The organism is Phytomonospora endophytica (genome assembly GCF_014202425.1).
GTDB lineage: Bacteria > Actinomycetota > Actinomycetes > Mycobacteriales > Micromonosporaceae > Phytomonospora > Phytomonospora endophytica.
Genome location: NZ_JACHGT010000025.1, coordinates 1 through 11,786 on the forward strand (window position 1 = coordinate 1; position 11,786 = coordinate 11,786).

Annotated in this window: 11 protein-coding genes; 3 read left to right on the forward strand and 8 right to left on the reverse strand. The window is 70.3% G+C overall.

Annotated features, from left to right (window positions below; genetic code table 11):
• Nucleotides 1–664 precede the first annotated feature (664 nt).
• The 6 genes from HNR73_RS37210 to HNR73_RS37235 form a co-directional block, all read right to left on the reverse strand.
• Nucleotides 665–1,591, reverse strand: coding sequence for a 4-(cytidine 5'-diphospho)-2-C-methyl-D-erythritol kinase (locus tag HNR73_RS37210; protein ID WP_184792784.1), 927 nt, complete (start codon nt 1,589–1,591; stop codon nt 665–667).
• Nucleotides 1,588–2,445 carry a 16S rRNA (adenine(1518)-N(6)/adenine(1519)-N(6))-dimethyltransferase RsmA gene (rsmA, locus tag HNR73_RS37215; protein ID WP_184792785.1) on the reverse strand — a complete coding sequence of 286 codons (858 nt, stop codon included), beginning with the start codon at nt 2,443–2,445 and terminating at the stop codon, nt 1,588–1,590. Before rsmA ends, HNR73_RS37210 begins: the two co-directional genes overlap by 4 nt.
• Nucleotides 2,446–2,469: 24 nt before the next feature.
• A complete protein-coding gene (locus HNR73_RS37220) occupies nt 2,470–2,847 on the reverse strand; it encodes a MarR family winged helix-turn-helix transcriptional regulator (protein ID WP_184792786.1) in 378 nt (125 codons plus the stop codon).
• A gap of 68 nt (nt 2,848–2,915) precedes the next feature.
• Nucleotides 2,916–3,743, reverse strand: coding sequence for a Rossmann-fold NAD(P)-binding domain-containing protein (locus HNR73_RS37225; protein WP_184792787.1), 828 nt, complete (start codon nt 3,741–3,743; stop codon nt 2,916–2,918).
• A gap of 57 nt (nt 3,744–3,800) precedes the next feature.
• Nucleotides 3,801–4,790 carry a hypothetical protein gene (locus HNR73_RS37230; protein ID WP_184792788.1) on the reverse strand — a complete coding sequence of 330 codons (990 nt, stop codon included), beginning with the start codon at nt 4,788–4,790 and terminating at the stop codon, nt 3,801–3,803.
• 78 nt (nt 4,791–4,868) lie between these two features.
• The gene (locus tag HNR73_RS37235; RefSeq protein WP_239122384.1) at nt 4,869–6,071 is read right to left on the reverse strand and encodes a hypothetical protein; all 1,203 of its coding nucleotides are present in this window, start codon (nt 6,069–6,071) and stop codon (nt 4,869–4,871) included.
• Nucleotides 6,072–6,143: 72 nt separating this feature from the next.
• Between HNR73_RS37235 and HNR73_RS37240 the strand changes: the two genes are divergently transcribed.
• From HNR73_RS37240 to HNR73_RS37250, 3 genes are read left to right on the forward strand one after another with little or no spacing between them, the layout of a single operon-like run.
• Complete coding sequence (locus HNR73_RS37240) at nt 6,144–7,031, forward strand: TatD family hydrolase (protein WP_184792789.1); 888 nt, start codon at nt 6,144–6,146, stop codon at nt 7,029–7,031.
• A 21-nt stretch (nt 7,032–7,052) separates the two neighbouring features.
• Nucleotides 7,053–8,846, forward strand: a complete 1,794-nt coding sequence (locus HNR73_RS37245) for an ABC-F family ATP-binding cassette domain-containing protein (protein WP_184792790.1) — start codon at nt 7,053–7,055, stop codon at nt 8,844–8,846.
• Nucleotides 8,847–8,883: 37 nt separating this feature from the next.
• Nucleotides 8,884–9,468, forward strand: a complete 585-nt coding sequence (locus HNR73_RS37250) for a DUF4383 domain-containing protein (protein WP_184792791.1) — start codon at nt 8,884–8,886, stop codon at nt 9,466–9,468.
• A gap of 30 nt (nt 9,469–9,498) precedes the next feature.
• Here the strand turns inward: HNR73_RS37250 and HNR73_RS37255 are convergent, their stop codons facing one another.
• Together HNR73_RS37255 and HNR73_RS37260 are read right to left on the reverse strand one after the other, a co-directional pair.
• On the reverse strand, nt 9,499–10,104 hold the full coding sequence (locus HNR73_RS37255; RefSeq protein ID WP_184792792.1) for a TetR/AcrR family transcriptional regulator: 606 nt from the start codon (nt 10,102–10,104) through the stop codon (nt 9,499–9,501).
• Nucleotides 10,105–10,157: 53 nt separating this feature from the next.
• Nucleotides 10,158–11,054, reverse strand: a complete 897-nt coding sequence (locus HNR73_RS37260; RefSeq protein ID WP_239122385.1) for an acyl-CoA desaturase — start codon at nt 11,052–11,054, stop codon at nt 10,158–10,160.
• Nucleotides 11,055–11,786: the final 732 nt, after the last annotated feature.

The following is an 11,786-nucleotide window of genomic DNA, read 5'->3' on the forward strand; positions in this document are numbered from 1 at the left end:
CAGCCCCAGAACCTTCGTGTTGCACCAATCCCTGGCCGAAGCGACGGAGACACACGCAAGTGGATCGAGGGGACCAGTCGCGCTACGCGCGACAGAACCAAGACCCGCCCAGAGTCACGGCCCAGCCACAGACACCCCTCCCCCAGCAGACAGCGAGCCCCAAGAGGAAAACGAAGGCCACATGCGACAGCAAACGCAAGCACTAGATGCGAACACGACGGCAAACACGAGAGCGGGTACGAGGGCGAGCGCAGGTAGTGGATGCGAGCGCGAAGACAAGCCCGAGCGCGCGTCCCAGACACGCAAGCACGGCAAGCGCGACACGTAGAGACGAGCACGAAGGCCAGCCCGAACACCAAGTACCCGGGCGAGCGCGAAGACAAGCCTGAGCGCGCGTCCCAGACACGCAAGCGCGGCGAGCGCAACACGTGGAGTCGAGCGCGAACACCAGGTGCCAGGGCTAGCGCGAACTCAAGCCCGAGCGCGCGTAACAGACACGCAAGCACGGCGAGCGCAACACGTGGAGGCAGCCCGAACACCAAGTACGAGGACCAGCGCGACTCAAGCCGCGGCTGCGATGCCAACCAACAACGGACGCGAGCGCGAGTGACGAGCCCAGGCGCGAACACGAACCCACCCCCAGCCCGGCCCCCGCGACCACCCCCTACCCCACAACCCCCGCGCCACCCACCGGGCTTTCCGCCACGTGTACGGCGCGCGCGACTCGTCGCAGCGTCAGCCGCTTCGCGAGGACGCCCGCGTGGCGTTCGTCGCGCGCCAGGAACAGGCACGTCGGCCCGGATCCCGAGACCAGCGCGGCGAGCGCTCCTTCGTCGATCCCCGCCTGGAGGGTGTCCTTGAGGGAGGGCATGAGTCCGACGGCGGCGGCTTGCATGTCGTTGTGCAGTGCTGTCGCCATGGCGTCGGGGTCGCTGGTGCGGATGGCGGCCAGGAGGGCGTCGACGTTGTCGTGGTATTCGCCGTCGCCTAGGGCGCGGAGGCGGTCTACTTCGCGGTAGACGGCTGGGGTCGACAGTTCTCCGTCGGCGGTGGCGACGACCCAGTGTCGTGTCCCCATGGAGAGGACGGGGTGGAGTTGTTCGCCGCGGCCGGTGCCCAGTGCGGTGCCGCCGTGGAGGCAGAAGGGGACGTCGCTGCCGAGGGCGGCGGCGAGTTTGTCGAGTTCGGCGGGGGTGAGTCCGGCGTCCCAGAGGGTGTTGCAGGCGATGAGGGCGGCGGCGGCGTCGGCGCTGCCGCCGGCGAGGCCTCCGGCGATGGGGATGCGTTTGGTGAGGTGGAGGTGGGCTCCGGCGTCGATGCCGGCGTAGGCGGCGAGTTCGGCGGCGGCGAGGAGTGCGAGGTTGCGCCGGTCGGTGGGGAGGGTGTCGGCGCCTTCGCCTTCGATGGTGAGGGTGAGGGTGTCTTCGACGGGGGTGGCGGTGAGTTCGTCGTAGAGGGAGATCGACTCGAAGACCGTGGTGAGGTCGTGGTACCCGTCTTCGCGCAGCGGCCCGATCCCCAGGTGCAGGTTGATCTTGGCGGGCACGCGGACGTGCACGGCGCCGTCGGTGTAGGCGAGCGCCTCGGTCATCGCTGTTCCCCTGTCGGCTTGGCCGCGGCGATGGCGGCGAAGTTCTCGATGGTGAGTGCTTCGCCGCGTGCGGTGGGGTCGACGCCCGCGGCGTTGAGGATGTCGGCGGCGGCGGTCGGGGAGCCGGCCCAGCCCGCGAGTGCCGATCGGAGGGTCTTGCGGCGTTGCGCGAAGGCGGCGTCGACGACGCGGAAGGTGGCCACGCGGTCGCCTTGGGGGGGTTGGCGTCTGGTGAAGGCGACGAGGCCGGAGTCGACGTTGGGGACGGGCCAGAACACGCCTCGGGGTACGGGTCCGGCGCGGCGGGCTTCGGCGTACCAGGCGAGTTTGGCGCTGGGTACGCCGTAGGTCTTGTTGCCGGGGGGTGCGCAGAGGCGGTCGGCGACTTCGGATTGGACCATGACGAGGCCGCGCTGGAGGGTCGGGAGTTCTGAGAGGAGGTGGAGGACGACGGGGACGGCGACGTTGTAGGGGAGGTTGGCGACCAGGGCGGTGGGGGCGGGTTCGCCGATCTCGTCGCGGGTGACGCGCATGGCGTCGGCGGTGTGGATCTGGAGTTTGGCGGCGTCGGGTCCGGCGTGGACGCGGACGGTCTCGGGGAGTGCGCGGGCCAGGCGCGGGTCGATTTCGACGGCGTGGAGGTGCGCGCTCAGTGGCAGTAGCGCCAGGGTGAGCGAGCCGAGGCCGGGTCCGACTTCGAGGACGACGTCGGTGGGGTCGAGCTTCGCGGCGGCGGCGATGCGCCGGACGGTGTTGGCGTCGGTGACGAAGTTCTGCCCGAGGGTTTTGGTGGGCCGCACGTCGAGGGCCTTGGCCAGTGCTCTGATGGTCGATGCGCCCAGTAGTCCGCTCACCGCCCGATCTTAAGGGGTGGCGGTTCAGGCGAAGTGTTCGGCGAGGACGGCGCGCTGGGTCTCGCGGGCTTGGGCGTGTTTGTCGCGGCCGGTGTCGGTGATGCGGACGAAGATCGAGCGGCGGTCTTCGGCGCACATGTCGCGGCTGACGAGGCCGTCGCGTTCGAGGCGGGCGACGGCGCGGGAGAGGGCGCTTTGGGAGAGGTACATGTCGGCGGCGAGTTCGTTCATGCGGCGTTTCTCGCATTGCGCGTCGACGATGCGGTCGAGGGCTTCGAATTCGCTCATACCGAGGCCGTGCGCGTCCTGGAGTGCGCGTTCGAGGGCGCAGGAGACGGCGGAGTAGCACGTGAGGACGTCACGCCACCGTTCCACGAGGTTCGTTTCGGGCGTCGCTGCCATGAGCGGCATCCTAGCATGAACGTGCATTTGATGCAGATGCATTAACCCGCTTGCACAAGTAACATGGGTCAGGTCCACCCGTATCGCCGGTAGCGGGGGCCGCTTCCGTCCCGCGCGGGCCACCGCCAGAGTCCGATCGCCAGCAGCAGCATCGCGAGGTTCAAGACCGCACCGAAGGGGATGTGCCGCGCGTCCCTCCACAAAGGAGTGTCGAGGGAGCCGTACCGCTCCAGCTCGTACACGACCATGCCGACCGCCCACATGAAGCTCGGCAGCACCCCCACCGCCCCGAGCGTCACCATGAGCCCGACGGGCCGCCGCTGCGCCCACCTGGCGACGAGGAAGGCCGCGACCGCCCCGAGCAGCGCCCCGCCGAGCACCGCCCAGACGTGCCACGGGCCGGCGACGCGGTAGACGGCGAGTTCGGCGCGGTCGCCGTCGGTCAGGTATGCGAGGCGGACGGTGCCGCGGTGGGCTTCGAGAACGCCGGGCAGCGGCCGGTGGGTGCGCCAGCCGTCGGCGCGCAGGCGCGGGTCGGCGGCGTCGACGAGCCCGGGGGTGACCGGGTCGATCCAGGCCGTTCCGGTGTGGCTCTCCACAGTGGTGTCCCCGAGGAGGAACCGGAGCCATCCGGGCATGCGGCCGTACGGCATGTCCTCGGGCGGGCGGCTTTGCAGGTAGTCGTCGCCCCAGGCCGGTTCGTACGGATGCTCGGGGTCGATGGTCGCGGCGAGCGCCTCGACTTCGGCGTCGCCGGGCAGGTCGGGCATGCCCGGTGCCGCGGCGACGGAGGCGAGCAGCGCGCCGAGGGTGAGGCCGACGGCGACGGCCAGGATCCGGCCGAGGGCGGTCCCGAAGCGGGTGCGCGTCGGGGGCGGTTCGAGCACGGTGAACATGGACGGCTCCTCACCGAGGGCTATCTCGATACCCTACATAGGGCGAGGGGGAGCCGTCTACGGCAGCGGATCGGCCTCCACCACGAGCTCACGTTCCCTGTCGAGGCCCGGGCGGTCCCCGGCGGGCGGCTCGTCCTCGTTCTCGGCGTCCTCGTTCTCGGCGTCGAGATCATCCAGTTCGTCCAGCTCGTCGACCGGCGCCGACCGGTCACGGCGCAGGTGCCAGATCCATCCGACGGCGAGCAGCCCCACGCCCGCGTTGAGCGTCGCCCCGAAGGGCACGAACCGTCCCGCCCGCCACAGGAGCGTGTCGATCCACGGGTGCCAGACGAGCTCGAAGACCGACACCGCGACCACGACGAGGAAACTGGGCAGCACGGCCATCACGCCGAGCAGCAGCAGGAACGTCGAGGTGTGCGCGTCCTCGCCGTTCTCGCGGCGCCGCACCGAGCGGGCGAGCACGAAGGCCCCGACGCCGCCGAGGACGGCCCCGGCGAGCACGGCCCAGCGGTGCCAGGTCGGGGGGACGCGGACGATGTCGAGGGTCGGGGCGGCGTAGTCGTCGGCGTAGAACTCCAGCAGGAGCGTGCCTTTGCGGGCGATCACGCCGTGGGCGGCGGATTCCTCGACGTCCCAGCCGCCGGCGCGCAGGTTCCCGGCGGCGGTGGAGATGTAGCCGGTGCCGAGGCCGGGCTCCTCGGCGGAGCCGGGGGCCCAGACGACGCTCGTGGACGCCTCCTGGGTGTTGTCGCCGACGAGGAACTGGAGCCAGTCGGGCACGGTCAGGCCGACGTCGGCGGCTTCGCGGCTGGCGCGGTCCTGAACGGAGGTGTCGTTGTACCACTCGGGGTCGAAGGGCTGGCCGGGCAGGACGAGCACGGCGAGGTCGAGCGCTTCCTTACGGGACGGCAGCGGGGGCGCTCCCGGGGCGGCGGCGAAGGAGGCGATCATCGCCCCCAATGTCATTCCGGCGAGGACCGCGAGGGTCCGGACGACGGCACCGCTGAGGATGACGCGCCGCCGGGGCGGTGCGGGCGTGGTCGACATGTGAGGGCACCTTCCGCGTCGGGCTCACGCGACACTCTCACGCCGGATGTGGAATTTTCTACCCCATCGGCCGTCGGGTCAGGCGGCGTAGGCGATTTCGGTGGCGCGCGCCCCGACTTCGGCGCTCGGTGCCCAGCATTCGTAGAGTCCGCGTTCGACGCATTCGGCACCGGTCCCGAGGACGGTCCCCTCGTCGGGGACGGTCAGCCGCAGGCGCGTCCAGCCGTCCTGCGCGCCGACGACCGTCGCCTCGGCGCCACGCCAGGTCGCGTGCGTGACCGAGCGGCGGACCGCGTCGACGGGGAAGCGCCCGGCCTGCGACTTCGCCGCGATCCGGAACCCGTGGGGCGGGTCGGCGACCGCGGGGTGCCGCTGGCCGCGGTAGTCGCCCGACAGTCCGCTGTGCTCGCCGGCCGGCACGGGGAACCACTCCTGGTGCGGTTCGATGCCCGGCAGTTCCTGCTGGAGGTCCCGCCAGCGCGAACCCGCCATGCGCGTCCAGGCGCCCTGCTCGGTCACCAGCTGGAACATGGTGACCTCCGTGCCGTCCTCGGTGTAGGCGAGGATCTCGCTGCGCGCGGGAAGGGGCACGTCGGCGAGTTCGGCGGTGACGAACTCGGGGAGGAGGTAGCGGTTGCTGGGGGCGAAGCCGGTGCCGAGGACGGGGCCGCCACGGCGGGAGCTGCCGGGGATGCGGGTGAGGCCGGCGAAGGCGTCGCCTTCGGGGACGACGTAGTCGACGGGGTCCCCGGCACGCCAGCGCAGGGCGAAGGCGGCGAAGTCGTCGCCGGGCCGGGGGTCGCCCGACAGGACCCGGCGCTGGGCCGGGGTGCGCAGGTGCGCGACATCGTGTTCGCGGTAGCAGAACCCGGCGACGAGTGGCGCCGAACCGAGAAGGCGGACGACCTGGCGCGGGGACAGGGGTTTGACCATGCGCGTGCCCCGGCGCACGCGGGCGGAGTCGCGCACGGCGCGCAGGAGCGCGCGGGTGGCCTCGTCGCCGTACGGGGACTGGCTCTGCTCGTGGATGCGGCGCCAGGTGACGCCCGCGACGAGGGGCGCCGACAGCAGCGACTCGGCGCAGGCGACCATCGCCGACTCGCCGCCGACTTCGCTGACGTGCACGAAACGCCGGTAGGGCCAGCGGGCCTCGGGTCGTGGATTGGGCAGGAAACCTTGGGCGGGCTCCGAGGTGAACAGCTCGTACGCGGCACCGCCCGCGATCATCTCGGCCGCGTAGCGCACACCCCGGTACTCGACAGTAGAGGGCTGTGTACTCACAGGAAGGACGCTATTCGCCTCTGATGAATATCGGGTTAACCGAGCGCATAGGGACGTGCCATCCTTGAGGCGATGTCCAGGAACAATCGCAAGAGCGCGGGCCGCGACGGGGAGCGTCCCCCGGCGCCCGAGCCGCTCACCGTCCCCGTACCCGACAGTCACACCCACCTCGACATAGTCCTGTCGGGCGAGTGGGGCGAGGACTCCGCCGGGCCGCCGCCGCCCGACTCCGCCGCCGTCACCGCCGAGCTCGACGCGGCCACCGCCGTCGGCATCGACCGGGTCGTGCAGGTCGGCGTCGACGTCGGCAGCTCCCGCTGGGGCGCCGACCTGGCCGCGCACGACGCCCGCGTCGTCGCCGCCGTCGCGCTGCACCCCAACGAGGCGCCGATCCTCGACGGCCTCGAAACGGCCCTCGCCGAGATCGACAAGATGGGTTCCGAACCGCGCGTGCGCGCCTTCGGCGAGACCGGTCTCGACTCCTACCGGACCGGCGCCGACGGGCTCGCCGCGCAGGAGTACTCCTTCCGGCGCCACATCGAGATGGCCAAGGCCCACGGCAAGGCCCTCGTCATCCACGACCGCGAGATGCACCAGGAGGTCCTGCGGGTCCTCGACGGCGAAGGCGCGCCCGACACGGTCGTCCTGCACTGCTTCTCCGGCGACGAGGCCTTCGCCCGCGAATGCGTCGCACGCGGATACTTCCTCAGCTACGCGGGCAACATCACCTTCAAGAACGCCCAGAACCTCCGCGACGCCGCCCTCGTGACGCCCGTCGAGCAGATGCTGGTCGAGACCGACGCGCCGTTCCTGACGCCGGTCCCCTACCGCGGCCGGAACAACGCGCCCTACCTGGTGCCGCTGACCGTGCGGTTCATCGCCGAACTGAAAGGGCTCGACACCGGCGAGCTGAGTGCGGGACTGTCGGCGACGGGGGCGAGGGTCTTCGGGGACTGGTGACCCGCTCCCTACAGTTACACCGTGGCCAACACCGGAAACCTCATCAACCTCGACACCGTCGCCAAGTCCTACGGCACCACCACGCTGTTCGGCGACCTGTCGACGGGCGTCAACACCGGCGACCGCATCGGCGTCGTCGGCCTCAACGGCACCGGTAAGACGACGCTGCTGCGCCTGATCGCCAAGACCGAGGAACCCGACGCCGGCCGCATCACCCACCGCCGCGACCTGCGCGTCGGCATGCTCCCCCAGACCATCGAGTACCCGGCGGGCGCGACCATCACCGACGTCGTCCTCGGCGACGCGTGGCTCCCCACCGAGCACACCGCCGAGCACCACTGGGCCGGTGACGCCGCGATCCGCAACATCCTCGACGGCCTCGGCATGCACAACCTCGGCCTCGACTCCTCCACCGACACCATGTCCGGCGGGGAACGCCGCCGGGTCGCGCTGGCCGCGCTGCTCACCCGCCCCGTCGACGTCCTCATCCTCGACGAGCCGACCAACCACCTCGACATCACCGGCATCAACTGGCTCGCCGGGTGGCTCACGGCCAACGCCCGCACCCTCATCGCCGTCACCCACGACCGGTGGTTCCTCGACGCCGTCTGCGACACCACGTGGGAAGTCACCGACCAGACCATCAACTCCTACGAGGGCGGCTACTCCAGCTGGATCCTCGCCCGCGCCGAACGCGACCGCCAGGCCGCCGCCACCGAGGAACGCCGCCGCAACCTGGTCCGCAAGGAACTCGCCTGGCTGCGCCGGGGCGCCCCCGCCCGCACCAGCAAACCCAAGTTCCGCATCGCCGCCGCCGACGCCCTCATCGCCGACGTCCCCGACCCCCGCGACACGCTCACACTCGCGCGTCTGGCCACGACGCGCCTGGGCCGCCGCGGCTACGAACTCGCCGACGTCTCCGTCGAGTTCGGCGGGCGCGCGATCTTCGAGCACGTCGACTGGCACGCCGGTCCCGGCGACCGCATCGGCCTCGTCGGCGCCAACGGCGCCGGCAAGTCCACCCTCTTCCGGCTCCTCACCGGCACGCAGCAGCCCACGGGCGGCACCGTCGAGACCGGCGCCACCGTCAAACCCGCGATGCTGTCCCAGGAACTCCACGAACTGCCCGGCGACCTGCGCCTCCTCGAAGCCGTCCAGGAGAAGGGCAACCGCTTCACCCTCGGCGACCGCGACATCTCCGCCGGACAACTCGCCGAGATCTTCGGCTTCACCGACAAGCACCTGTGGACCCATGTCCGCGACCTGTCCGGCGGACAGCGGCGTCGGCTCCAGCTACTGCGCCTGCTCGCCGAGCAGCCCAACGCGCTGCTCCTCGACGAACCCACCAACGACCTCGACATCGACACCCTCCAGGCCCTCGAAGACCTCCTCGACAGCTGGACCGGCATCCTCATCGTCGCCAGCCACGACCGGTACCTCCTCGAACGCGTCACCGACAAGACCGTCGCGCTCCTCGGCGACGGAACCCTGAAGGAACTCCCCGGCGGCGTCGACCAGTACCTCGAACTCGTCGAAGGCAAACCCGCCGACGGCGGCGGCCCCGCCACCACCGCCAAGGGCACCGGCGCCCCCAACACCTACAAGGTCAACCGGGAAGCCCAGAAGGAACTCAAGCGCCTGGAGCGCCAGCTCGACAAACTCTCCTCGAAGGAGACCGCGCTGCACGAGAAACTCGCCGCCGCGGCCACCGACCACCAGCGCCTCACCGAGCTGCACGCCGAACTCAACGCGCTGCTCGCCGAGAAGGAGGACGTCGAGACCCGCTGGCTCGAACTGGCCGATGCGGAGGGTTAGCGCCACCCCGCCCGAGGCGTACGGGACAATCACCGATGTGGATCACCTACCTATCAACCACCGGCTTCGCCCCCTATGGCGCGGACTCGCCTTCCTCACCGGCGTCTACATCCTCGTCTTCGGGATCCTGGGCTTCATCAAGTCCCGCGACGAGGGCCTCGCCTGGACCGCGCAGGAGGGCCTGCCCTGGGTCCTCGGCCTCCACGCCAACCCGGCCTTCTCCGCCCTGTCGATCGTCGTCGGAGCCATCGTCGTCATCGGTGCCCTGATCGGCCGCAACATCGACCGCTGGATCAACCTGATCGCCGGCGCGGTGTTCATGCTGGCCAGCATGTTCATGCTGCTCCTGCTGCGCACCGACCTGAACTTCCTCGGCTTCGGCGTCAGCACCTGCGTGGTGTCGGCGATCCTGGGCCTCATCCTGTTCACCGCCGGCCTCTACGGCCGGGTCGGCAGCGTCGAACGGGAGGCCGCCGAAGAGGCGCGCCGCCACCGGACCGTCGGCCGTGAACAGGGCGTCGTCGGCAACGAGACCGGCGACGAACCCGTCGACGTGGTCGAGGTCGTCGCCGAAAAGGAAGACGCCGACGAGAACCTCACCGCCGTCGAGAAGAACAACTGACCCGCCCGTACTCCGCGAAGCCGTCGCGCCTCAGTCGTCCGCCTTGGACCCGGGGGTCAGCGACGGCTTCGCGTCGAGATGGCTCAGGCCGTTCCAGGCCAGGTTCACCAGGTGCGCGGCCACGACCTCCTTGCGGGGCTTGCGCACGTCGAGCCACCAGCGGCCCGTCAGCGCGACCATCCCGACGAGGGCCTGCGAGTAGAGCTCGGCCAGCTTCGTGTCGTAACCGCGGGACTTGAACTCGCGGTCCAGGATGCTCTCGGCCTGGTGGGCGACCTCGTTGAGGACGCTGGAGAAGCTCCCGCCCGACCCGACCGGTGAGTCGCGGACCAGCACGCGGAAACCGTCGGTGTCGCCTTCGATGTAGTCCAGGAGCGCCAGCGCGGCCTGCTCGACCAGGACCCGCGGGTGGTCGCCGGTCAGGGCCCGCGCGATGCGGTCCAGCAGCGACGTGACCTCACGGTCGACGACGACGGCGTAGAGGCCTTCCTTACCGCCGAAGTGCTCATAGACGACCGGCTTCGACACCTTCGCGCGAGCCGCGATCTCCTCGACGCTCGTGCCGTCGTAACCGCGTTCGGCGAAGGTCTTACGCGCCACCGCGATCAGCTGTTCGCGACGCTTGGGCGCAGACATGCGAACCCGGCCCGAGGACCGGGCCGGGTTCGCACGAGAAGTCTTGTCTTCGCTCACACCAAGGCTTTCGAGTCTTTTTCACGCTGTTCGGCCATCTTAGCCTCCAGCCTCTCCGGCTTCGGCCAGCGCACATTCGAGACCCAGCCGAACTTCTCGAAGGCCCAGATCACCCGAGCCGAAGGATCGATCTGGCCCTTCAGCGCACCATGCCGGGCGCAGGTCGGGTCGGCGTGGTGCAGGTTGTGCCAGGACTCGCCCATGGAGATGATCGCCAGGGGCCAGAAGTTCGAGGCCTTGTCGCCGTCGCGGGTGGCGAACGGACGCTCACCGTAGACGTGGCAGACGGAGTTGATGGACCACGTGACGTGGTGCAGCAGGCCGATGCGGATCAGGGTGGCCCAGAAGAACGCGGTCACCGCGCCCTGCCACGACCAGGTGATCAGGCCACCGGCGATCGCCGGAGCGAAGGCCGTGGTCAACGTCAGCGCGAGGAACATGTCGTCGACGCGACGGATGTCCTTGTCGGCCATCAGGTCCGGGGTGAACCGGTCCTTGTTCGACAGGTCACGGCTGAACATCCAGCCGATGTGCGCGTGCCACAGGCCCTTGACGAGACCGCGCTTGGTCTCACCGAAACGCCACGGCGAGTGCGGGTCGCCCTCGACGTCGCTGAACATGTGGTGGCGGCGGTGGTCGGCGACCCACTGGATGACCGAGCCCTCGACGGCCATCGAACCCGCGACGGCCATGGTGACACGCAGCCAGCGCTTCGCCTTGAACGAGCCGTGCGTGAAGTAGCGGTGGAAGCCGACGGTGACGCCGAACCCCGAGATGCAGTACATGACCACGGCGATGGCGACGTCGACCCAGGACAGTCCCCAGCCCCATGCGAAAGGCACGGCGGCGATCAGCGCGAGGAACGGCAGGACCACGAAGGCCCACAGTCCCATGAGCGTGGTGCGGCTCTGCTTGCCGCTGGTGAGCGGCTTGGGCGCGTTGGCGGCGGGTTCTTTCGGATCAGCCTGGGACGCGCTGGACGCGTCGATCGCGGGTGTGGTCATGGATCCTCGCAGGTGGAGAGCGGGAAGGCTGGACTTACCTACGAAACCGTAGCCTACGGTGGCGTAGGTTTCTAGGGGGTCTACGCCCCCTATTTGCTGGGAGATCCCTGGGTACGAGGGTGGTTCGCGTGCGGAAATGGGCGCCAGGACGCACCTGGGCGATATGCGGCGGGGAATCTCCGACAAGGGCGTGAGCTGCGGAAACGATTCTTTCGACACGGCGGAGTCGAACGGGCGTTCGCTTTGTCGCGCGAGTGAGAGATTGCTTTCATTCGGCCGCCGGGAATGGGGACGAAAGGCGGGCGTGGCGTTGCTTGCCTGGCGGCGCGATGCTTGCCTGGCGGCGGCGATGCTTGCCTGGCGGCGGCGAACGAAACCGCCTGCCAGGCATGGGATCGGGCTGCGGCCCCGCCGCGGTGCCGGGTTCCCGACGTGCGGGAGCTCGGCCGGTGCCGGGTTCCCGGCGTGCAGGAAGCACGGCGGGCGCGGCCCCCCGCGCGCGGGAACTCGGCCGGTGCAGTCCCGGCGTGCGGGAGCTCGGCCGGTGCCGGGTTCCCGGCGTGCAGGAAGCACGGCGGGCGCGTTCCCCGCGTGCGGGAACTCGGCCGGTGCAGTCCCGAC